This window comes from Streptomyces sp. LN549, from assembly GCF_043203805.1.
Taxonomy (GTDB): Bacteria; Actinomycetota; Actinomycetes; order Streptomycetales; family Streptomycetaceae; genus Streptomyces.
In genome coordinates this window covers 352,672-374,494 of sequence record NZ_JAZHRI010000002.1, presented here as the reverse complement: position 1 = coordinate 374,494, position 21,823 = coordinate 352,672, and the positions used below count along the sequence as shown (strand labels likewise).

17 protein-coding genes are annotated in these 21,823 nt (G+C 70.2%); 11 read left to right on the top strand and 6 right to left on the bottom strand.

From position 1 onward, the window contains the following. Nucleotides 1-11: 11 nt before the first annotated feature. The 3 genes from SH922_RS01805 to SH922_RS01795 all read right to left on the bottom strand — a co-directional run bounded on the left by SH922_RS01805 (nucleotide 12) and on the right by SH922_RS01795 (nucleotide 3,968). A complete protein-coding gene (locus SH922_RS01805) occupies nucleotides 12-1,073 on the bottom strand; it encodes a methyltransferase (protein ID WP_393053788.1) in 1,062 nt (353 codons plus the stop codon). A gap of 35 nt (nucleotides 1,074-1,108) precedes the next feature. After that, the gene (locus tag SH922_RS01800; RefSeq protein ID WP_393053785.1) at nucleotides 1,109-2,182 is read right to left on the bottom strand and encodes a nitrous oxide reductase family maturation protein NosD; all 1,074 of its coding nucleotides are present in this window, start codon (nucleotides 2,180-2,182) and stop codon (nucleotides 1,109-1,111) included. Between the two features lie 157 nt (nucleotides 2,183-2,339). Continuing rightward, entirely contained in the window at nucleotides 2,340-3,968 is a 1,629-nt protein-coding gene (locus SH922_RS01795; RefSeq protein ID WP_393053783.1) for an acyl-CoA synthetase, read from the bottom strand. A gap of 165 nt (nucleotides 3,969-4,133) precedes the next feature. Between SH922_RS01795 and SH922_RS01790 the strand changes: the two genes are divergently transcribed. The 9 genes from SH922_RS01790 (at nucleotide 4,134) to SH922_RS01750 (ending at nucleotide 12,975) form a co-directional block, all read left to right on the top strand. Beyond that, nucleotides 4,134-4,934, top strand: coding sequence for a crotonase/enoyl-CoA hydratase family protein (locus tag SH922_RS01790; protein WP_362545789.1), 801 nt, complete (start codon nucleotides 4,134-4,136; stop codon nucleotides 4,932-4,934). Between the two features lie 15 nt (nucleotides 4,935-4,949). Beyond that, on the top strand, nucleotides 4,950-5,891 hold the full coding sequence (locus SH922_RS01785) for a Zn-ribbon domain-containing OB-fold protein (RefSeq protein ID WP_393053780.1): 942 nt from the start codon (nucleotides 4,950-4,952) through the stop codon (nucleotides 5,889-5,891). Then, entirely contained in the window at nucleotides 5,892-6,944 is a 1,053-nt protein-coding gene (locus SH922_RS01780; RefSeq protein ID WP_393053777.1) for a thiolase domain-containing protein, read from the top strand. Continuing rightward, nucleotides 6,937-8,103 carry a thiolase domain-containing protein gene (locus tag SH922_RS01775; RefSeq protein ID WP_393053774.1) on the top strand — a complete coding sequence of 389 codons (1,167 nt, stop codon included), beginning with the start codon at nucleotides 6,937-6,939 and terminating at the stop codon, nucleotides 8,101-8,103. The genes SH922_RS01780 and SH922_RS01775 overlap by 8 nt, the downstream gene beginning before the upstream one ends. A gap of 139 nt (nucleotides 8,104-8,242) precedes the next feature. Further along, nucleotides 8,243-8,455, top strand: coding sequence for a DUF397 domain-containing protein (locus tag SH922_RS01770; protein ID WP_393063441.1), 213 nt, complete (start codon nucleotides 8,243-8,245; stop codon nucleotides 8,453-8,455). A 218-nt stretch (nucleotides 8,456-8,673) separates the two neighbouring features. After that, nucleotides 8,674-9,243 carry a GNAT family N-acetyltransferase gene (locus tag SH922_RS01765; protein ID WP_393053771.1) on the top strand — a complete coding sequence of 190 codons (570 nt, stop codon included), beginning with the start codon at nucleotides 8,674-8,676 and terminating at the stop codon, nucleotides 9,241-9,243. 221 nt (nucleotides 9,244-9,464) lie between these two features. Next, the gene (locus SH922_RS01760) at nucleotides 9,465-9,872 is read left to right on the top strand and encodes an ACT domain-containing protein (protein WP_393053769.1); all 408 of its coding nucleotides are present in this window, start codon (nucleotides 9,465-9,467) and stop codon (nucleotides 9,870-9,872) included. Between the two features lie 75 nt (nucleotides 9,873-9,947). Further along, nucleotides 9,948-10,448 (top strand): hypothetical protein, encoded by a 501-nt coding sequence (locus SH922_RS01755; protein WP_018550733.1) that lies wholly within the window; start codon nucleotides 9,948-9,950, stop codon nucleotides 10,446-10,448. A 292-nt stretch (nucleotides 10,449-10,740) separates the two neighbouring features. Beyond that, on the top strand, nucleotides 10,741-12,975 hold the full coding sequence (locus SH922_RS01750; protein WP_393063440.1) for a glycoside hydrolase N-terminal domain-containing protein: 2,235 nt from the start codon (nucleotides 10,741-10,743) through the stop codon (nucleotides 12,973-12,975). Here SH922_RS01750 and SH922_RS01745 read toward each other — a convergent pair. Continuing rightward, nucleotides 12,951-15,164 (bottom strand): germacradienol/geosmin synthase, encoded by a 2,214-nt coding sequence (locus SH922_RS01745; RefSeq protein ID WP_393053766.1) that lies wholly within the window; start codon nucleotides 15,162-15,164, stop codon nucleotides 12,951-12,953. The genes SH922_RS01750 and SH922_RS01745 overlap by 25 nt on opposite strands. Before the next feature lie 400 nt (nucleotides 15,165-15,564). Between SH922_RS01745 and SH922_RS01740 the strand changes: the two genes are divergently transcribed. Continuing rightward, nucleotides 15,565-16,896 carry an N-acetylmuramoyl-L-alanine amidase gene (locus SH922_RS01740; RefSeq protein WP_393053763.1) on the top strand — a complete coding sequence of 444 codons (1,332 nt, stop codon included), beginning with the start codon at nucleotides 15,565-15,567 and terminating at the stop codon, nucleotides 16,894-16,896. A 101-nt stretch (nucleotides 16,897-16,997) separates the two neighbouring features. Here SH922_RS01740 and SH922_RS01735 read toward each other — a convergent pair whose 3' ends face one another. Then, on the bottom strand, nucleotides 16,998-18,137 hold the full coding sequence (locus tag SH922_RS01735; RefSeq protein ID WP_393053760.1) for an aminoglycoside phosphotransferase family protein: 1,140 nt from the start codon (nucleotides 18,135-18,137) through the stop codon (nucleotides 16,998-17,000). Between the two features lie 231 nt (nucleotides 18,138-18,368). Here SH922_RS01735 and SH922_RS01730 point away from each other — a divergent pair, with 231 nt between their 5' ends. Then, nucleotides 18,369-19,865 (top strand): hypothetical protein, encoded by a 1,497-nt coding sequence (locus SH922_RS01730; RefSeq protein WP_393053757.1) that lies wholly within the window; start codon nucleotides 18,369-18,371, stop codon nucleotides 19,863-19,865. 176 nt (nucleotides 19,866-20,041) lie between these two features. Here SH922_RS01730 and SH922_RS01725 read toward each other — a convergent pair whose 3' ends face one another. Continuing rightward, nucleotides 20,042-21,502, bottom strand: a complete 1,461-nt coding sequence (locus SH922_RS01725) for a PP2C family protein-serine/threonine phosphatase (RefSeq protein ID WP_393053754.1) — start codon at nucleotides 21,500-21,502, stop codon at nucleotides 20,042-20,044. Nucleotides 21,503-21,823 lie beyond the last annotated feature (321 nt).

Here is a 21,823-nt window from a genome sequence, read left to right as displayed (position 1 = left end):
GGAAGCGGGAGTCAGTCCGGCACCACGCACTCGAACGCGTGGAGGTACGGGTTGACCGGCCGGATCTCGCCGATCCTCAGCCCGGCTTCGGACAGCCGGTCGACCAGGCTCTGCCGGGTGTGCTTGGCACCGCCCACGTTCAGGAGCAGCAGCAGGTCCATGGCGGTGGTGAACCGCATCGACGGGGTGTCGTCGACGAGGTTCTCGATGACGACGACCCGGGCCCCGGGACGGGCGGCCGCGATGACAGCGCGCAGCGCCCGGCGGGTGCTGTCGTCGTCCCATTCCAGGATGTTCTTGATGATGTAGAGATCGGCCGCCACCGGAATGCCCTGGCGGCAGTCACCGGCCACGATGGTCGCCCGGCCGGCGAGCGGACCGCCGTCCCGCAGCCGTTCGTCGGCCCGTGCCACCACACCCGGCAGGTCCATCAGAGTGCCGCTGACCGACGGGTGCTTCTCCAGCAGGCTCGCCAGTACATGCCCCTGACCGCCGCCGATGTCGGCGACGGCCGACACCCCGGTGAGGTCGAGCAGTGCGGCGACGTCCAGTGCGGACTGCATGCTGGACGTCGTCATGGCCCGGTTGAACACCTGGGCCGACTCATGGGCGTCCTGGTGGAGGTAGTCGAAGAACTCCTTGCCGAACACGCCCTCGAAGACATTGCCGCCGGAGCGCACCGCGTCGTCCAGCCGGGGCCAGACCTCCCACGTCCACGGCTCCGTGCACCACAGCGAGATGTCCCGCAGGCTGTTCGGGTCGTCCTCGCGCAGCAGCCGCGACATATCGGTGTGGGCGAAGGTGCCGTCGGCGTTCTCCGTGAAGATGCCGTAGCAGGACAGGGCGCGCAGCAGCCGCCGCAGCGGACCGGGTTCGGTCTTCACCACAGCGGCGAGCTCGGCCGCGGTGGCCGGCGTCTCACCCAGCGCGTCCGCGACGCGCAGCCGCGCCGCAGCGCGCACGGCAGCGGATCGCGCCGCGCCGAAAACGATCTCGCGCAGCCGCATCGCGGGCTGCGGGGTGGGAACGGGCTGGACGGGAGTGGTGGTGGGGGTGGTGCTCACGGTGGTCATACCGTCTCGCTTCTCCTTGTGCGGGGGGACACCGGTCAGCACATCCCGGCCGGTGCGGAGGTGGTGCAGACATTGCCGGTGAAGCGGTTGCCCGTGCCGGTGTCCTGGTTGGCCAGGTCCGCCGGCTGGTTGCCCTGGACCAGGTTGCCGCTGATGGTGTTGTCGGTGTTCTTCGCACCCACGAAGCTCTTGAACAGCACGACGCCGCCAGAGAGCGGGGTGGCGCCCACGTTGTCGCGGATCACGTTGGACCGCACCTCGGTGGACTCGGTGCCGGTGAGGACGATCCCGGAACCCTGGATCGCGGGCAGCCGCTCGGTGGCGGCGCAGAACTTGTTGTTGCCGCTGATCCGGTTGGACCGGATGGTCATGGCGCCGGCCCGCGGCGTTCCCTCGTCGCCCACGACGAACACGCCGCTGCAGTTGGCGGTGAAGGTGTTGTGGTTCACCGTCAGGTTCCGCACGCGCCGTGCGGTGAACCCGATCCGGTTGTCGGTGAGGGTGTTGCCCCGGACCCGGGTGCCGCCGGTGTCGGTGGCGCCACCCTCCTCGTCGACGCTGTTGGCGACGAAGATGCCTGCGTCCCCGTTGGAGCGGGCAGTGTTGTCCCGGATGTCGGAGCGGGTGGACCGCTGCTGCGCGATGCCCCAGACGCCGTTGGACGCGGATGTCACCGAGCGGACCTTCAGTCCGTCCGTCCAGGACGCCCAGACTCCGCTCCGGGTGAAGCCGGAGACGGTCAGGGACCTGATGGACACGTCGTCTACGGTGTGCCCCGCCGTGCCCAGTACGCAGACCCCGTTGCCGGCCTTCGCACAGGCGTTGTCCGGCTGGGTCCCGCTCGCGCCGGGCTCGATGACGGTACGGTCCCCGGAGCCGCGCAGGGTCAGTCCGGGCGTGGTGATCAGCACGCTCTCCCGGTAGGTGCCGGGCCGGACGACGATGGTGTCACCGGGCTGTGCGGCGTCCACCGCTGCCTGGATGGACTGGCCCGGACGTACCACGTGGCCGCCCGCGGCGACGGCCGGGACGGACGGCGCGACGACGCCCAGTCCGGCGGCCGAGGCGGCTGCGATGCTCACGAGGCCCTTGATGTGTCGTTTTCTCATGAGCCGAAGCTATGGGCGATCACCCCTCGATGCCACGCAGGGTACCCGGATGGGCACGGGGCGTGCCCGAATGGCTTACGTCTCCGAGGAGGCCCCGCGTCCGCCGTGGACGCGGGGCCGTGCACTCGGGTGATTCGTCCTTGTGGCGGGGCCCGCGTCAGTCGGTGGCCGGGCGGGCGGGTGCGACGACGGAGCGGGCCCACCGGTAGTCGGCCTTGCCGCTGGGGGAGCGCTGGATCTGGGGGGCGATCACCAGATGGCGCGGGATCTTGTAGCCGGCCAGCCGGGTGCGGCAGTGCGCCTGGACGTCGTCGAGCGAGGGGGCGTCGGCGCCCTCGCGCACCTGCACCACGGCGGCGACCTGACTGCCCCAGCGCGGGTCGGGGGCACCCGCGACCAGCGCGTCGTACACATCCGGGTGGGACTTGAGCGCCTGCTCGACCTCCTCCGGATACACCTTCTCGCCCCCGGTGTTGATGCACTGCGAGCCCCGGCCGAGCACCGTGACGATCCCTTCGGCGTCGACCGTCGCCATGTCGCCGAGCAGTACCCACCGTTCGTCGCCCTTGCGGAAGAACGTCTCGGCGGTCTTCGCCGGGTCGTTGTAGTAGCCGAGCGGTACGTGACCGCGCTGGGCGATCCGTCCCGGTTCGCCCGGAGCCACCGGTTCGTACGTCGCCGGGTCGACGACCGCCGTACGGGAGTTGACCCGGAGCCGGAAGCCGTTCTCGGGGCTGGAGTCGGCGGTCGCGGTGCCGTTGAAGCCGGACTCGGAGGAGCCGAAGTTGTTCAGCAGCATCACGTGCGGCACCAGCGCCTGGAACTCCGCCCGCACCGAATCGGACATGATCGCGCCCGAACTGGAGACCGAGAACATCGCCGAACAGTCGGTGCCCTTCAGCGGCCCCTTCAGTGCGTCGATCAGTGGCCGCAGCATCGCGTCGCCCACCAGCGACACGCTGGTGACCTTCTCCTTCTCGATGGTGCGGAGCACCTCGTGCGGCACGTACTTGCGGTGCACCACGACCCGCTGTCCGAAGTTGAAGCCGATGAACGCGGTGAGCGTCGAGGTGCCGTGCATCAGCGGGGGAGTCGGGAAGAAGGTGATGCCCTCCCCGCCGGCGGCCACCCGCTCGGCCAGCTCATGCGGGGTCTTCACCGGGTCGCCCGTCGGTGCGCCGCCGCCGAGGCCGGAGAAGAACAGGTCCTCCTGGCGCCACATCACACCCTTGGGCATGCCCGTGGTGCCGCCCGTGTAGATGATGAACTGGTCGTCGGCCGAGCGGGGCGCGAAGCCGCGCCCCGGATCCCCGGCGGCTTCCGCCGTGGTGAACGCGACGGCGTCGGGCCCGGGCGTGCCGTCCGCGGACGTGCCCACCCGGACGAGGTGGCGGAGCTTCGGCGCCTGCGGCGCGGCGGCCGCGACGCGCTCGTCGAACTCGGCGTCGAAGACGAGGGCCGCCAGATCCGCGTCGCGGTAGAGATAGACCAGCTCCTCCTCCACGTAACGGTAGTTGACGTTGACCGGGACGATGCGCGCCTTCAGGCAGGCCAGCACGGTCTGGAGGTATTCGATGCCGTTGTAGAGGTGGAGCCCGAGGTGCTCGCCCGGGCCGATGCCCGCCTCGATCAGATGATGGGCGATGCGATTGGCCGCCGCGTCGAGCTCCGCGTACGTGAGCCGGCGCTCGGCACCTGTTCCGGGATGGTCGAGGTAGACGAGCGCCTCCCGTTCCGGGACAGCGTCGACGACCGATTCGAACAGGTCGGCAAGGTTGTACTCCACCGTTCCTCCTGACCCCGGTTGCTGAGTGGCCCGGCGGTCATTAGAGCGCCCACCGCCACAAGTGGGAAGAGGGCTCGGGAAGAAATCTGACTGACTGTCAGCAAACTATTGAACTGCTCCTCCGTCTACTGCAACCTGTTCTAGCCTTGAGACGGGAGACAGACCATGGGCGGTACGGAACACCTCACCGTGCAGCGCGAAGGCGCCACACTGGTGCTCACCTTGAACAGGCCCGAGAGCAAGAACGCGCTCTCGCTGCCGATGCTGGTCGGCCTGTACGACGGCTGGCTCGCCGCGGACGACGACGAGGAGGTCCGCTCCGTCGTCCTCACCGGAGCCGGCGGCTGCTTCTGCGCCGGAATGGACCTCAAGGCCCTTGCCGGCAAGGGAATGGAGGGCGAGCAGTACCGGGACCGGATGAAGGCCGACCCCGATCTGCACTGGAAGGCCATGTTGCGTCACCACCGCCCCCGCAAGCCGGTCATCGCCGCCGTCGAGGGCCACTGCGTGGCAGGCGGCACCGAGATCCTCCAGGGCACCGACATCCGCATCGCCGGCGAGAGCGCGACCTTCGGGCTCTTCGAGGTCAGGCGCGGTCTCTTCCCCATCGGCGGCTCGACCGTACGGCTGCCGCGCCAGATCGCCCGCACCCATGCGCTGGAGATGCTGCTCACCGGCCGTCCCTACACAGCCGACGAAGCGGCCCGCATCGGGCTGATCGGCCGGGTCGTCCCCGACGGCACCGCACTGGAGGCGGCCCTGGCCGTCGCCGAACAGATCAACGCCTGCGGCCCGCTGGCCGTCGAAGAGGTCAAGGCATCGGTCTACGAGACCGCGGAGATGACCGAGACGGACGGCCTGGCAGCCGAACTCGAGCGCGGCTGGCCCGTCTTCGCCACCGCAGACGCCAAGGAGGGCGCCCGCGCCTTCGCCGAGAAGCGCCCGCCCGTCTACCGGCGGGCCTGACCAAAGGAGCCAACCGTGCCCGAAGTCCTCAGCGCACCGCTGGTGGTCGAATTCCCCTTCACCCGCTCCCTCGGCCCCGTACAGAGCGCCTTCCTCACCGGACTGCGCGAACGCACCGTGCTCGGCGTACGGACCGGCGACGGCAAGGTCCTGGTCCCGCCCGTCGAGTACGACCCCGTCACCGCCGAGGAGATCCGCGACCTGGTCGAGGTCGCGGGCACCGGCACCGTCACCACCTGGGCCTGGAATCCGCACCCCCGCCGCGACCAGCCGCTGGACACCCCCTTCGCCTGGGTGCTCGTCCGCCTCGACGGCGCCGACACCGCCCTCCTGCACGTCCTGGACGCGCCCGGGCCCGAGGCGGTCCGCTCCGGCATGCGTGTCCGCATCCGCTGGGCCGAGGCCCGCACCGGAGCCATCACGGACATCGCCTGCTTCGAACCGTACGAGAGCGAGTCCGGCGCATCCGCCCCGCACGACGGCCGGTTCGCGGACGCCGTCACCGGCATCGTCACTCCGGCCCGCCTCGACTACACCTACTCGCCGGGCCGCGCACAGAGCGCCTACCTCGAAGCGCTCGCGAGCCGGCGCGTCGTCGGTGAACGCTGCCCGTCCTGCCACAAGGTGTACGTCCCGCCCCGCGGCGCCTGCCCCACCTGCGGCGTCGCCACCGACGAACAGGTCGAGGTCGGGCCGCGCGGCACGGTCACCACCTTCTGCGTCGTCAACATCAAGGCGAAGAACCTCGACATCGAGGTGCCCTACGTCTACGCGCACATCGCCCTCGACGGCGCGGACCTGGCGCTGCACGCCCGGATCGGCGGCATCCCGTACGACCAGGTGCGGATGGGACTGCGTGTCGAGCCCGTCTGGTCCGAGGGCAGCCGCCACCCCGACCACTACCGGCCGACCGGCGAGCCCGACGCCGACTACGACGCGTACAAGGAGCTGGTCTAGATGCGAGACGTAGCGATCGTCGCCTTCGCGCAGACCGATCACCTGCGGCGCACCGACGAACTCTCCGAAGTCGAGATGCTGATGCCCGTCCTGCATCAGGTCCTCGACGCCACGGGCCTCAGGACCAGCGACATCGGCTTCACCTGCTCCGGCTCCAGCGACTACCTCGCCGGCCGCGCCTTCTCCTTCACCATGGCGCTCGACGGCGTCGGCGCGCACCCGCCGATCTCCGAGTCCCATGTCGAGATGGACGGCGCCTGGGCCCTGTACGAGGCCTGGGTGAAGATCCAGACGGGCGAGGCGGACACCGCGCTCGTCTACGCGTACGGGAAGTCCTCGCCCGGACAGGTGCGCGACGTCCTCACCCGGCAGCTCGACCCGTACTACACCGGCCCGCTGTGGCCCGACTCCGTCGCGCTCGCCGCCCTCCAGGCCCAGGCGCTGATCGACGCGGGCGACACGGACGAGGCCGCGCTCGCGGCCATCGCCGTCCGCAGTCGCGCGGATGCGTCGGACAACCCGCACGCGCAGCTCAGCTGGGCGGTCCCGGCCGGCGACTACCTCGTCCGGCCGCTGCGGACCGGCGACTGCCCGCCCATCGGTGACGGCGCCGCCGCCGTGATCCTCGCCGCCGGGGACACCGCCCGGTCCCTCTGCGCCAGGCCCGCCTGGATCCGCGGCATCGACCACCGCATCGAGGCTCATGGTCTCGGCGTGCGCCAGCTGACCGAATCGCCGTCGACCCGCCTCGCCGCCGAACGGGCCGGGGCCTTCGAGCGCCCCGTCGACACCGCCGAACTGCACGCCCCGTTCACCTCCCAGGAAGTGGTGCTGCGCAAGGCACTCGGCCTCGGCGACGAGGTCCGGGTCAACCCGTCCGGCGGCGCGCTGGCCGCCAATCCACTGATGGCCGCCGGGCTGATCCGGCTCGGCGAGGCCGCCGCCCGCATCCACCGCGGCGAGTCCGACCGGGCACTCGCCCACGCCACGTCCGGGCCCTGCCTCCAGCAGAACCTGGTCGCCGTTCTCGAAGGGGAGAGTGCTCATGGCTAAGGAGCCCGTGGCCGTCGTCGGCATCGGCCAGACCAAGCACGTCTCCGCCCGCCGCGACGTCTCCCTCGCCGGCCTCGTCCGCGAGGCAGCCGTGGCCGCCCTCCAGGACGCCGGACTCACCTGGGCGGACATCGACGCCGTCGTCATCGGCAAGGCACCCGACTTCTTCGAGGGGGTGATGATGCCTGAGCTCTATCTCGCCGACGCACTGGGTGCGGTCGGCAAACCGATGCTCCGGGTCCACACCGCGGGCTCGGTCGGCGGCTCGACCGCACTCGTCGCCGCGAACCTCGTCGCGGCCCGCGTGCACCGGACCGTTCTCACGCTCGCCTTCGAGAAGCAGTCGGAGTCCAACGCGATGTGGGGCCTCTCGCTCCCCATTCCGTTCCAGCAGCCGCTGCTGGCCGGCGCGGGCGGCTTCTTCGCCCCGCACGTGCGCGCCTACATGCGGCGGACCGGGGCGCCGGACACCGTGGGCTCCCTCGTCGCGTACAAGGACCGGCGCAACGCGCTGAAGAACCCGTACGCGCACATCCACGACCCGGACATCACCCTGGAGAAGGTCCAGGCCGCGCCCATGCTCTGGGACCCCATCCGCTACTCGGAGACGTGCCCGTCCTCCGACGGGGCCTGCGCGATGATCCTCACCGACCGCGCGGGCGCGGACCGTTCACCGCATCCGTCCGCCTGGGTGCACGGCGGCGCGATGCGCAGCGAACCGACCCTCTTCGCCGGCAAGGACTTCGTCTCGCCGCAGGCGGGCAAGGACTGCGCCGCCGATGTGTACCGGCAGGCCGGGATCAGCGACCCGCGCCGGGAGATCGACGCCGTCGAGATGTACGTGCCGTTCTCCTGGTACGAGCCGATGTGGCTGGAGAACCTCGGCTTCGCCGACGAGGGTGAGGGCTGGAAGCTCACCGAGGCCGGAGTCACCGAGCTCGACGGCGACCTGCCGGTCAACCCCTCGGGCGGGGTGCTCTCCACCAATCCCATCGGCGCCTCCGGAATGATCCGCTTCGCCGAGGCCGCGCTCCAGGTCCGGGGGCAGGCGGGTGAGCACCAGGTGGACGGTGCCCGGCGGGCCCTCGGCCACGCCTACGGCGGCGGCGCCCAGTTCTTCTCCATGTGGCTCGTCGGCGCCGAACCCCCCACGGGCTGACCGCGAGCCTTCCCGGACAGGCCGCACCCACCGCGTTCCGTGGCCTGTTCGGGACCGTCCGCGGTGGCTAGGCTTGCCCCGGCCGCAACGACGAGCGGGAGGAGCCGACGTGGCACGGAGCACGACGCCCCAGCAGCCCATGGCCGGCTGGGACAAGCCGGATGTCGACCTGGGCAACGCCCGTTGGCGGTCCGGCAGTCAGGGCATCGGCGACGTCCAGATCGCCTTCGTCGAGGGATTCATCGCGATGCGCAACGCAGGGCGCCCCGGCAGCCCGCCGCTGGTCTTCGCCCCGGCGGAATGGCGCGCCTTCGTCGTGAAAGCCCGCGACGGCGAGTTCGACCCGACGTGACGGCTGCGGTCAGGACCGCAGCGGCCCCGAGCCCGCCCGGACCGGAGGCGGGACGGCGAACCCCGTCCTGCGGCATCCGCGTCGGCCGGCGGGGAGCGTCATGCGAAGCGCTGGCTTGGCGGGCCCGGCCCCGATGGTGAGGGTGAGGCCGCAGGCCGGTGTGTTGATCGGCTCGTGCGCCTTGATCACTTCTGAGGATGCTGGCTATGTTGGCCGGCATGACTGCCCCCAGAGCCCTCGCCTGGCCACCTGCCCCGATCAAGACCGAGCGGCTCGTACTCCGCGAGTCCGAACCCCGGGACCGTGCGACGGTCATCGAGCTGAACGCCTCTCCCGAGGTGGGCACTTACCTCGGCGGACCACAACCGCGTGCCGAACTCGAACGCACGGTGCCCGAGGTGCCCGGGCGGCGCCCCGGCTTCTTCGTGATCGATCTCGACGGGGCGATGATCGGCACGGTCATGCTCGATCCGCACGCAGAGCGTCCGGGGCATGTCCGTCCGGACGTCGGCAGCACCGAGCTCGGCTTCCTGTTCCTGCCGCAGGCGTGGGGGTACGGGTACGCCACCGAGGCGTGCGCAGCGGCACTCGACTGGTTCGCCCAAGCGCTTCCCGGCCAGGCGGTGGTGCTCCGCACCCAGACCGCCAACGAGCGCTCGATGCGCCTCGCGGCAAAGTTGGGGTTCACCGAGGTGGAGCGGTACGAGGACTTCGGCGCCGAGCAGTGGTTCGGCGTGTGGACTTCGGTCACGCCGCTTTCCACAGGTGGCTACGGCGCGGGTTCGTAGGTGACGCTGGTAGGGGGCAGTCCTCCGCCCGGCCCAGTAGCGCTTCGCGCTCGGCATGGTTCGACCGAGACCAGATGTCCCGGCTCCATCTGAACGAGCTACTGCCCCCAGGTCACCGCCATGCCTGGCCGTTCCTCATTGATGCGCCCGAAGCAACTCCGCCCACTTCGTGCCGCACGCCACGACGAGCGGCACCGCACACCGTAGGTAGCGTGGTGGGCGTGACAGGTGAGAGTGATCTTCGCGTCCTGCTGAGCGACCTGCGTCCGGAGCTGCACCCGGGGCGCTACGTCTACGTGACCGTGCCCGACGGCGTCGTGCCCGACCGGGCCGCCCCCGTCGTCACGGTCCGTGAGGCCGAAGGCCTCACACTGGTACTCCCGGAAGCGGAGGCCACGGCGGCCGGGCTGCCCTTCTCCTACGCGGCTGGTTGGATCACGTTCCGTGTGCACTCGGCTCTGGAGGCCGTCGGGCTGACCGCCGCCGTCGCGCTGGCCCTCACCGATGCGGGGATCAGCTGCAACGTGGTGGCCGGATTCCACCACGATCACCTCTTCGTGCCGTTCGGCCGGGCCGCCGAGGCCGTCGCCGTGCTGGAGGCGCTCGCCGCGGAGTCGGGCACCGGGTGACCGGGGACGTCGGGGCGGCACCGGCCTGCCCGGGCCCGGCTCGGCGAGGCGGCCCAGGCCACGTAACATGTCTGCATGTCCTTCCTCCGCCGCCGTAGCGCCGCCACACCCGCGGGCCCCGACTTCGACGTCCTGGCCATGGACCCGGGCGACTGGCCCGGAAACCTCGGCGCCGGTCTGCTGCCCGCCCCCGACGGCAGCTGTCAGGGCGTTTTCCTGCGCTACGACCTGTTCGGCGGCCGCGGCCCCGCGATGATCATCGGCAACCTCCCGGAGGGCTCGCCCGCCCGCGAGACCGAGGAGGGCCAGGTCCCCTTCGAGGTGGCCCAGCTGCTGCTCGCGCTGGAGAACGACGAGCCGGTCGAGGTGACCGGTACCGAGGACATGCCCGTGATGCAGGGCGACAACCTGCTGATCGTCCGCCGGGTGAAGCTCTCCGAGAGCCGCATCTCCTGCGTCCAGTTCGACCGCAGCGACGGCGTGCTCGTCACCATCGCCAGCTGGGACCGGCCGATCACCGACGACCTGTACACCCTCCTGAAGCCGCTGCCCGCCGAGCTCTTCCAGCAGGGCTGAGCCGGCCCGGGCCGGCTCAGCACGCCCGGCCCGGTAGCGGCACTTCCGTCCAAGTACACGCGGCCTCCGTCCAAGAGGCCGCTTTGTCGTGCCTCTTGTTCGGGTAGTCATCGGACCTCTAGCGTCGTTCGGTATGACATCCGGGATGACGCGACGTACCACTGTGAAGACAGCGATCGGCGTAACGGGCGCTCTGGCGCTGGGGGTTCCCGCCCTCAACGGCACGGCCGTCGCCGCCGGGACCTCCGATGAATCGGCGACGGGAAAGCAGAAGGCGGAGCTGCCGAACCCGGTGCTCCACTACCGTGCCCCCGCCGTCGGCTGGGAGCGCGAGTCCCTGCCCATCGGCGGCGGGGCTCTTGGCGCGAGCGTCCATGGAACGCTCGCCTCCGAGCTCCTGACCTTCAACGAGAAGACCCTCTGGTCCGGCGGCCCAGGCTCGGCCCAGGGCTACGACTTCGGCAACTGGACCACCCCCAGACCGGGCGCCCTCGCCGGGGTGCAGGAGCGCCTCGACAGCGAAGGCAGCCTCGGCCCCGACGCCGTGGCTGCCGAACTCGGACAGCCCCGGCGGGGCTACGGCGCCTACCAGGTCTTCGGGGAACTGCACCTCGACGTGCCCGGCGCTCCGGCCGCCCCCGACTCCTCCTACCGGCGTGGCCTGGACCTGCGGACCGCCCTCGCGACCGTCGCGTACACGCACGAAGGCGTCGCCCACAGCCGGGAGTTCTTCGTCTCCCATCCTGGTTCCGTCATCGCCGGACGGCTGACGGCGGACCGCCCGGGACAGGTGGCCTTCACTCTGCGCTACACCTCGCCACGCACCGACTTCACCGCATCCGCCGCCGGTGACCGCCTCACCGTCAGGGGAGCCCTCGAGGACAACGGCCTGCGCTTCGAGGCCCAGATCCGCGTCCGCACCACCGGTGGCAAGGTCACCGCCGGGGCCGACGGCAGTCTCACCGTCACCGGCGCGGACAGTGCGTGGTTCTTCCTCGCCGCCGGCACCGACTATGCGGACACCTTTCCCGCCTACCGCGGACAGGACCCGCACGCCAAGGTCACGGCCGCCGTCGACACCGCGGCGGCCACCTCGTACGAGCGTGTCCGCGACGCCCACGTGAACGACCACCGCACTCTCTTCGACCGGGTCGCCCTCGACATCGGTCAGCAACTGCCCGACCTGCCCACCGACCAGCTGCTGAGCGCCTACACAGGCGGAACGAGCGCCGCGGACCGGGCTCTGGAGGCGCTCTTCTTCCAGTACGGCCGCTACCTGCTGATCGCCTCCTCGCGAGCCGGCTCGCTGCCCGCCAACCTCCAGGGCGTCTGGAACAACTCCACCACCCCGCCCTGGTCCGCCGACTACCACACCAACATCAACCTCCAGATGAACTACTGGCTCGCCGAGGTCACCAACCTCGCCGAGACCACCGCCCCCTACGACCGCTACATCGAGGCCATGCGTGAGCCCGGCCGCAGGACGGCGAAGGAGATGTTCGGCACCGACGGCTGGGTCGTGCACAACGAGACCAACCCGTTCGGCTTCACCGGAGTCCACGACTGGTCCACCGCCTTCTGGTTCCCCGAGGCCGCCGCCTGGCTCACCCAGCAGATGTACGAGCACTACCGCTTCAGCGGCTCCACCGACTATCTGCGCTCCACCGCCTACCCGGCGATGAAGGAAGCCGCCGAATTCTGGCTGGCCAACCTGCGCACCGACCCCCGCGACGGACTCCTCGTCGTCACCCCGAGCTACTCGCCCGAGCACGGGGACTTCACCGCCGGGGCCGCGATGTCCCAGCAGATCGTCCACGACCTCCTCACCAGCACCCTGGAGGCCGCCCGTACCCTCGGTGACGCACCCGCCTTCCGCGGTCGTCTCGAAACGGCCCTCGACCGCCTCGACCCCGGCCTGCGCATCGGCTCCTGGGGCCAGCTCCAGGAGTGGAAGACCGACCGCGACGACCCTGCCGACGACCACCGCCATGTCTCCCATCTCTTCGGCCTCCACCCAGGCCGCCAGATCGAGGCCGGGAGTTCCTGGGCCGAAGCCGCCAAGGTCTCCCTGGGTGCCCGCGGGGACGGTGGCACCGGCTGGTCCAAGGCCTGGAAGATCAACTTCTGGGCGCGGCTGCGGGACGGCAGCCACGCCCACAAGATGCTCTCCGAGCAGCTGAAGAGCTCCACCCTGCCCAACCTCTGGGACACCCACCCGCCGTTCCAGATCGACGGGAACTTCGGCGCTACCTCGGGTATCGCGGAGATGCTGCTGCAGAGCCAGCACGACGCCGTCGAGATCCTCCCCGCCCTCCCCGCCGCCTGGCCGGCCGGGTCGGTGCGCGGGCTGCGCGCCCGCGGCGGATTCACCGTCGACATCGAATGGGCCGCGGGACAGGCCCGCCGTGTGGTGATCACGGCGGGCCGGACCCGCGAAGTGACCGTCCGCAGCACGCTGTTCAGCAGTGGCGAGAAGGTCATCAGGGCCCGCGCCGGTAAGCGCTACACGCTGACCCCGGAGAGCTGAGCGAACAGCGAGGTCACCTGCGCCGCCGATGTGCCGAGCCCCGTGGGACCGCCCAGGTGCCACGGGGCCGCGGTACCCCGCCGCAGGTCCTCCTCGCGGTAGCGCCTGCAGTCCCGGTGCCAGATCAGGATGCCCGCGATCCAGTGCTTCAGCTCCTGGACGTAACCGGCGAGGATCTCCCTCGCCTCGGCGTCCAGAGCGAAGTCGTCATACAGGACCGGGAGTTCGTTCTCCGCGACGTGCAGGAACTGGCGCAGCCGCGACTTCATCAGATCGTGCAGGATCGCCACCCCCGTCGGATAGTCCACCCCGAAGAAGTTCTGCACCACCAGGACACCGTTGTGTACCTCACCCTCGTACTCGATCTCCTTCTGGTACGAGAACAGGTCGTTGAGCAGCGCGGCGTAGTCGGCCGCCGCGTTCTCCAGGGAGCGGAGCGGGCCGCTCTCGTAGATCTCCGGCGGTACCTTCCTGCCGTGCCCGAGCCGGCACAGACTCATCGTCAGATCCGAGCCGAACGTCATGCGTCGCATCTCGACGTAGTCCACCGGGTCGGGAATCCGGTTCTGCGCCTGATTCGCCAGCTCCCACAGCCAGCTGGCGGTCATGTCCTCGATGGACGTGCGGAACGCACGCCTGCCGCTGTCGTCCATCGGTGCGCTGGTGCGCTGCCAGAGATCGCCCAGGCCGCGTTCCAGCGCGTTGACGGGCTCGGGCGTCGCGGCCCCGTCCAGTGGCATGAAGAGCGACAGCCGCTCGTTGGCGAGGCGGGCCCCCGCCAGATCACGGGCGCGACCGTGCACCACCGGGAACCAGTCGTCCCCGTACGTCCCCCACGCCAGCCACTGAGAGGACAGGTCGAGTTCGTCCGGGGTGGCGTCCGGATGCAGCCCCGCCGCGCACAGCGGGAGGTCGATCGCCAGCAGCCGCTCCTCGTCCCAGATGTGTGAGCCCGGAACCCCCGGCTGCGCCTGAAGGATGCCCATCCGGTTCGCCCAGTCGACGATCCGGACCCGGGCCCCGTCCAGATGCGGACTGAGCGTCGTGCCGAACGGAAGATCGAAGTCGGGCAGCAGGGACGGGCCTACATGCTGGTACGGCAGATGGGTGTGGCTGCGCAGCCTGGCGGATTCCGAGCGGGGGGTGAAGCGGATCGACGCGGCGGCCATCCCGAAGCCCGGCGCGGCCTGCGCGGCCCCGCCGTCGTTCATGTAGCGGCTGGAGCGCATATGCCATTCATGGCCGCCGGACTGCCAGTCCTGCAACCCCTTGACGTACGCGAGCACGGCCGCCGTCTGCGCCGCGTCGAGGCCCTTCCCCACGCAGAGCGGGCCCAGTTCGGTCAGCGCGGTGTTCTCGAACTGCTGGAGGCGTGACGTCAGCAGATCGTTCACCGCCTCGGCGGCCTCCTGCGTCGAGCAGTCGAGGAAGCGCTCAAGGACCAGGACGCCATTGCTGTTCTCGCCCTCGTCCTCGACCTCGCGCTGGTACGAGAACAGGTCGTTGCGCAGATGGACCCCGTCGGAGAACGCGTCGCGCAGCACGCGCAACGCCCGTTCGCCGGCCACCGCCTCGGGCACCTCGGCGCCGGCCGCGTACTCCACCAGACCCGCCGACCAGGGGGCGCCGCCCACCTTGCGGCGCATCTCGATGTACTCCACGGGGTTGGCGATGCGGCCCTCATTGATGTTGGCGAGCTCCCACAGCGACTCGTTCAGCAGGTTCTTCGTCGCCTCGGCGAACCTCACCCGCCACGCGTCCGACATGCCGGGCACCGTCCGCGCCCACAGATCCGCCAGCCCCGCCTCGACAGGATTGGTCGGCTCCGGCGTCGGCGCACCCCGCTCCATCGGCATGAACGCCGGCAGCCGGTCCAGGTACGCCTTGCCCCCCTCGCGGTCCGGGGTCCGTTTGAACAGTTCCAGGAAGTGGTCGTCGAAGAAGAAGACCCACACGTACCAGTCGGTGACCAGGGACAGGGCCTCGGCCGAGCAGTCGGGGTGGGTGTAGGCACACAGCAGCGCGTAGTCGTGCGAGTCGAGGTCCTTCTCCTCCCAGATGCCGGACCCCTCCAGCATCCCTATGGCCCGCGCCCACGTCTTCGTGTGCTGCCGCGCCTCCTCGACATGTGGATTGAGGCGCGCCGGATACGGAACATAGAAGTCCGGCAGGGTGAAGGGCTGTGCCATGTGCGTCCGGCCTTTCGATGAGCCTCCGCGTGAGCGTCACGCGGTTCGGTCGTGTCCGCGCGAGCCCTACCCCTCGGCCGTTCGAGGCACGCACAGCCGGCATTAGTCACACAAGGAGTGCGCTCGTTCGAGGGACGACACCCGGCCGCGCCGGCCGGCCCGCCCCTGCGTAAAACTCAGGTAACGCGGCATCGCCAGAAACCCGTTGCTCCTTTCCGGCCGCAGGTCAGAGCACCTGCCAGTGGTCTGGTCCACTGGCTCGACCCGCGGTCCCCACAACACCCTTGACGCGCCATCACCTCAGGTCAGAGAGTGTGCGCGCACGAAGCAACACGAGATCGGCACGAAGACCTCTCGACACGTACGGCTCGGGAGACGCCCAGCTCCAAGAAGGGTTGTCATGACGTCCAAGCAGAGGACCGGACGCGCACTCGCGCTGACCACCGCCGGCGCGCTGAGTCTCGCGCTGCTCAGTCCCGCGGCGCACGCCGGCGCGGACGGGGTGCGGCCGGAGTGCCCGCGCGGTCTCGCATGCGACTGGGTCCCGGCCGCCTACCAGCAGACCGGCGACCCGGCCGACAAGGAGACGTACGGCAACTACGACACCGCGGACCGGCCGCACAGCAACAAGATCAAGTTCATCGTCCTCCATGACACCGAGGAGGACTTCGACACCACCCTGAAGATCTTCCAGAACCCGCTGAAGCAGACCTCCGCCCACTACGTGGTGCGTTCCGGCGACGGTCACGTCACGCAGATGGTGAAGAACAAGGACGTCGCCTGGCAGGCCGGGAACTGGTACCTCAACACCCACTCGATCGGCATCGAGCAGGAGGGCGTCGCCACCGAGGGCGCGAAGTGGTACACCCCCGAGATGTACCGCTCCACCGCGGCACTTGTGCGCTATCTCGCCGCCAAGTACGACATCCCGCTCGACCGCCAGCACATCATCGGCCACGACGGGGTGCCGCCCACCAGCGCCGCCGGCACCAAGAACATGCACTGGGACCCGGGCACCTACTGGGACTGGAACCGCTTCATGGCCCTCCTCGGCAAGCCCACTGTGCCGACGGCCCGAAAGAGCAGCGAACTCATCACCGTCAGCCCGCGGTTCAAGGACAACCAGCAGGCGTTCCGCGACTGCGAGAAGGGCGTCGACCTGCCCGTACAGGGCTCCAGTGCGGTGCCGCTCCACACGGAACCCGCCGACGACGCACCGCTCTTCTCCGACCCGGGGCTGCATACGGACGGCTCGCCCGGCACCAACTGCGCCGCCGACTGGGGCAGTAAGATCAGCGCCACCCAGCAGGCCGTCGTCGCCGACCACGCACCCGGCTGGACGGCGATCTGGTGGTACGGCAAGAAGGCGTGGCTCCGCACCCCGGACCATGCCCGCACCACCACCCCCACCGCCGGGTACGTCGTCAGGCCCAAGGAGGGCAGGACGGAGGTCCCGGTGTACGGCGTGGCGTATCCGGAGAAGTCGGAATACCCGGCCGACTTCGCGGACCAGCGAGTGGGCACGGCCCTGCAGTACACCATCAAGGCAGGTCAGTCCTACCCCGGCGGCGGAGAGGCCCCCACCGGCTTCTTCTACGCGCCGACCATCGACTCCTCCTACCCCCTGGACCACGCGTACTTCCGGGGCAAGGAGAAGTACGTGACGGTCCAGATCGGCCACCGCATCGCCTTCGTGAAGGCAGCCGACGTGGACATCGTCCGCGCACACTGAGGCCGGCTGGGCTCAGGCCTCGGCCCGAGGGGCGGCACAACAGCGCGCTGCGGGTCCGGTGTGTCGGCACCGGACCCGCAGCGCGCATCCCCATCGGCAGGTCAGCGAGTGCCGACTGCGGCTCGAACGGCACTCCGCGCCATGGCGCAGTCGTCGTGCAGGCGGCGCAGCAGCAGTCGCTGCTCCTCACCCGACGAAAGCGCACCCGGACGGTCCTGCCCCGTCCTGGCCGGCGCGGTGGTGTCCCGCATGGCCCGCTGAAGGGCAGTCTCGTACGTACGGATCTCCCGGGTGAGTACGAGCATCAGGTTCACCAGGAACGAGTCCCGCGCCGCCGGACCCGCGACCTGGGCCAGCTGGCTGATCTGACGCCGCGCCACCGGCGCGTCACCCAGAACCGCCCAGAGCGTCGCGAGGTCGTAGCCCGGCAGATACCACCCGGCGTGTTCCCAGTCCACCAGCACCGGACCGGTGGGCGACAGGAGGATGTTGGAGAGCAATGCGTCACCGTGGCAGAACTGCCCCATGCCTTGGCGGCCCCCGGCGTGGGCCAGGCCGTGCAGCAGCTTCTGAAGGTCTCCCAGATCACGGTCGGTGAACAGGCCGAGCTCGTGATAGCGCGCGATGCGTGCCGCGTAGTCCAGCGGGGCGTCGAACAGACCGGCCGGTGGACGCCAGGCGTTGACCCGGCTGACCGCACCGAGCACGGCCCGCAGATCAGCGCGCGGCGGGGCCTCCGACGGGTGCCTGGTCAACGCCGCCACCCGGCCGGGCATCCGCTCGATGACCAGAGTGCAGTTCTCCGGGTCCGCCGCGATGAGCCGGGGAACCCGGACCGGCGGGCGGTGCCGGACGAACGCCCGGTATGCCGCTATTTCATGGCGGAACCGCTCCGACCATGCGGGGGAGTGGTCCAGTAAACACTTGGCGACAGCGGTCGCGCGGCCGGTGGAACCGACGAGGAGCACCGAACGGCCGCTGCGTCGCAGCACCTGTACCGGATTGAACTCCGGGCAGATCCGGTGCACCGAGGCGATCGCCATTCTCAGCTGAGCACCCTGCGGGCCGGAAAGGTCCAGTCTTCCGCTGAGCGAGGGGGCACCCGGCCCTGCCACGCGCCGGGTCCGGCCGATGCCGGGCGCGGGGACGACGGCGCGGGGGTCGAGATACGGTCCGCCACCCACTCCCAGGGGACGCAGCGGCCGGGGCGGGGCGGGCACGGAGGACGATGCTGTGTACATGGGCGAGACAGATCCCTTCGTGCGCCGACAAGTTGCGTGCGCCGCCCCGGCCGGCGGCCGTTCGGCACCCTGGGGAGTACCTAGGGCTGCCGGGCGGGGTGGCGCTTTCCTACCTGACACCGGCGCGCGGGTGGCAGACCATGTGGCGGACCCTGGCGAACCCTGGCGAATAGTCGCAAGGCATCTGACAGGGGGTTACTGTCAACACAGCCGAGAACCTGGGGGCTTGACGTGACCGGAGAACCCAACACCCGCCTGTCGGACCTGTTCGGCCTTGCCGGCTGGTCCAAGGGCGAGCTCGCGAGAATGGTGAACAGGCAGGCGGCGGCCATGGGCCACCCCCAACTTGCCACCGATACCTCGCGCGTGAGGCGCTGGATCGACATGGGGGAGTCCCCGCGCGATCCCGTGCCCAAGGTGCTGGCAGCCCTGTTCACCGAGCGGCTCGGTCGTGTCGTGACCATCGAGGACCTCGGGTTCGGCCGACGCGGGCGTGTGGGGAAACGGCGAGAGACCGGGACGGAACACAATCCCGACCAACTCCCGTGGGCGCCCGAGCGGACGGCAGCGGTCCTCACCGAATTCACGGGAATGGACCTCATGCTCAACCGACGCGGCTTGGTGAGCGCGGGCGCCGCGCTCGCCGCCGGCTCCACGATCACCGGCCCCATGCACGACTGGCTGCACACCGACCCCGTACTGGCGGCCGACGCCCCACGCATCGACGACCCCGTGTACGCGGACCCGGCCGGCTACGACCGGTACGAGGCCGCGCCCATCGGCTCGGAGGAGATCGAGGCACTGGAACGCTCCGTGGAGGTGTTCCGCGCCTGGGACGCCTCCCGTGGTGGCGGCCTCCAGCGCAAGGCCGTGGTGGGCCAGCTCAACGAGGTGGGAGGCATGCTCGCCTACCGCCACCCCGACCATCTGCAGCGCCGTCTCTGGGGCGTCGCCGCCAACCTCGCCGTCCTCGCGGGCTGGATGTCCCACGACATCGGCCTCGAACCCACGGCCCAGAAGTACTTCGTCATCGCCGCACACGCCGCGCGCGAGGGCGGTGACCGGCCGCGGGCGGGCGAGGCGCTCTCCAGGGCGGCCCGCCAGATGGTCCACCTGGGCCGTCCCGACGACGCGCTCGACCTCATGAAACTCGCCAAGTCCGGCTCGGGCGACATGGTTCTGCCGCGCACCCAGGCGATGCTGCACACCATCGAGGCGTGGGCACAGGCCTCCATGGGGCGGGGGCAGGCCATGCGGCGCACCCTCGGCCGGGCCGAGGAGCTCTTCATCTCCGACAAGGGTGATGTGCCACCGCCCAGTTGGATGCAGATGTTCGACGAGGCCGATCTGCACGGCATGCAGGCCCTGGCGTTCCGTACGCTGGCCGAGCACGACCCCTCGGCGGCCATCACTGCCCAGCGCCATGCGAAACAGGCGCTGGAACTGCGGGTCAACGGACGCCAGCGGTCCAAGATCTTCGACTACATCTCGCTGGCTTCGGCCTGCTTCATCGCCGACGACCCCGAGCAAGCCGACCGTTACGCCCGGCTCGCTCTGGTGACCATGGGGGAGACCTCATCGCACCGCACCTGGGACCGGCTGCGCGAGATGTACCGGCTTACGGGTCAGTTTGCGGGCTACGCGAAGATCGAGGACCTGCGCGAGGAGATCCAGCTCTCGCTGCCGCAGAGCTCCGTCATCAAGAGGCCCAGGAGTTCAGAGATCTGATCATCGGGTGCGGTGACGAAGAGCTGTCGCGACGAAGAGTTGTCGCGACGTGAAGACGCCGTTCCTCAACACCCGTCCGGGCGCAGCACCGTGGGGGCCGCCAGGCCTCCGGCGTATCCGTGCCGTGCCCTGAGTTCCGTGAGCCGGCCCCCGTGCGTGGTGTGCCCCTACTGTTCCTACGCCCCGACGCGTGCGATCAGTACACACGCGTCGTCCAGTCGCTCGGTGCCACCGAACTCCTCGACGACGGTCCGTACGCATTCCTGCGCCGTGCGGGCCTCGGTGAAGCGCGGCGCGAGTCCGAGGAGTGTTTCGGTCCCCGGGCGGAGACCGTTGTGCGCGCTCCCCGTGCCCCGGGCCAACCCGTCGGTGTGGAGTACCAGCACATCACCGGGCAGCAGGTGTACTTCGTCCTGCTCGTAGGCGACCCCGGACGCCGCTCCGAGGAGCACCCCGTCCGGCGGGGGAATCGGGCGCCCGGCTCCATTGCGGAAAAGCAGTGGTGCCGGGTGTCCGGCCTGCGCCCAGTCCAGCCTGCGAGTGGCGGGGTCGAACCGGCAGCACACCGCGCTGCCCAGGGCGGGCTGGATGGATGTCTCCAGTAACTGGTTGAGATACCGCATCAGTGCTCCGGGCTCGATCCCGGCCACCGCCATGCCCCGCAGCGCACCCAGGATCATCGCCATGGCGGAGGTGGCCTGGATACCGTGACCGGTCAGATCGCCGACCGTGAGCAGAGTCCGGCCGTCCGGCAGCTCCATCGCGTCATACCAGCCACCGCCGATCAGAGCGCTCGAATCCGACGGCAGGTAGTGGGCCGCGATGTCCAGCGACCCGGGCCCCTGGTCCGGAAGGCTGAGCGAGCCCCGCCACGGGGGGAGCACGGCCTCCTGCAGTTCCACGGCCAGCCGGCGTTCGGTCCTGGCGACGTGCTGCTGGTGGCGGAGGGACTCCTGGGTCCGGCGCACTACCTGCTGGCTGCGGCGCAGCGCGCTGACATCGCGCAGGACTGCCCACATGGATGCGGTGCAGCCGTCCGCGTCGAGGACGGGCTCGCCCATCATGTGCAAGGTCCTGATCCGCCCGTCCGTGCGCAGGATGCGGAACTCGCCGTCTATCGGCTTGCCGTCGACCAGGCAGTCCGTCACCAGCGCGGTGAGCAGGGACTGGTCCTCGGGCAGGAGTACGGAGGGCAGGTCGTCGAGCGAAAGCGGCCCCGCCTCGGGCGTGCGGCCGAAGATCTGGAGGAGTTCGTCGGACCAGCTGACCTCGTCGGTCAGCAGATTCCATTCGGCACTGCCGACCCGGCCGATGAGGGAACCCTGCTGCTCGCCGACAGGTGAATCCTGGCCCGCGAGCTGCGCCGTCCCGGCTGTGAACTGCTCCGCGGCCTCCGACGGCAGTCCCTGCTTGAGCTGTCCCAGATGCGCGCCGAGGTCGTCGAGCTGATGGACCGCCAGGTCGCACAGTGCGCGCTGCCAGCGCAGTTGAGGATCGTCCTCGTCGACGAGGACGGTGTCGCGCCGCACCGCGTCCACGTCGCCGCGCAGCCGCTGTGTCCGGTTGATCAACGCGTCGACGGCATCGCGCTCGGGCGGCTGGGTGGCGGAACGGTCCGCGGACGGATGGGGCGGCATGTCGTACTCCGATACAGGCGCGGTACAACCAGGTCTGAGGGTGGACCGAATACGACTGTTGCACAGCCCGCAGGCGCCCGTAAGGGGTTTGGCAACACTCGACGCGTTCTTGCGTCCGGCATATGCCAGCGGCTGGCCGGAACTCTGATTCGTCGAACACCCTTGCTGAATCCGGGTGTTGATGCAAGTCATCAGGCATCCGACCCCTGATGTGAGCCTGTGTGTGCCGTTTCGCGCGGTGTCCGTGGACCCGTGCCGGGGCATATGCGGGCCGGAGCCCCCGCCGGGGGCGAGGGCTCCGGGGTTGCGTGGGCCGGGCCA

Coding starts and splice junctions, on each gene's coding strand:
- SH922_RS01740 (WP_393053763.1), top strand. CDS start 15,565: ATGACGTCCAAGCAGAGGACCGGACGCGCACTCGCGCTGACCACCGCC.
- SH922_RS01770 (WP_393063441.1), top strand. CDS start 8,243: ATGGCCGGCTGGGACAAGCCGGATGTCGACCTGGGCAACGCCCGTTGG.
- SH922_RS01775 (WP_393053774.1), top strand. CDS start 6,937: ATGGCTAAGGAGCCCGTGGCCGTCGTCGGCATCGGCCAGACCAAGCAC.
- SH922_RS01805 (WP_393053788.1), bottom strand. CDS start 1,073: ATGACCACCGTGAGCACCACCCCCACCACCACTCCCGTCCAGCCCGTT.
- SH922_RS01745 (WP_393053766.1), bottom strand. CDS start 15,164: ATGGCACAGCCCTTCACCCTGCCGGACTTCTATGTTCCGTATCCGGCG.
- SH922_RS01790 (WP_362545789.1), top strand. CDS start 4,134: ATGGGCGGTACGGAACACCTCACCGTGCAGCGCGAAGGCGCCACACTG.
- SH922_RS01735 (WP_393053760.1), bottom strand. CDS start 18,137: ATGTACACAGCATCGTCCTCCGTGCCCGCCCCGCCCCGGCCGCTGCGT.
- SH922_RS01780 (WP_393053777.1), top strand. CDS start 5,892: ATGCGAGACGTAGCGATCGTCGCCTTCGCGCAGACCGATCACCTGCGG.
- SH922_RS01755 (WP_018550733.1), top strand. CDS start 9,948: ATGTCCTTCCTCCGCCGCCGTAGCGCCGCCACACCCGCGGGCCCCGAC.
- SH922_RS01765 (WP_393053771.1), top strand. CDS start 8,674: ATGACTGCCCCCAGAGCCCTCGCCTGGCCACCTGCCCCGATCAAGACC.
- SH922_RS01800 (WP_393053785.1), bottom strand. CDS start 2,182: ATGAGAAAACGACACATCAAGGGCCTCGTGAGCATCGCAGCCGCCTCG.
- SH922_RS01725 (WP_393053754.1), bottom strand. CDS start 21,502: ATGCCGCCCCATCCGTCCGCGGACCGTTCCGCCACCCAGCCGCCCGAG.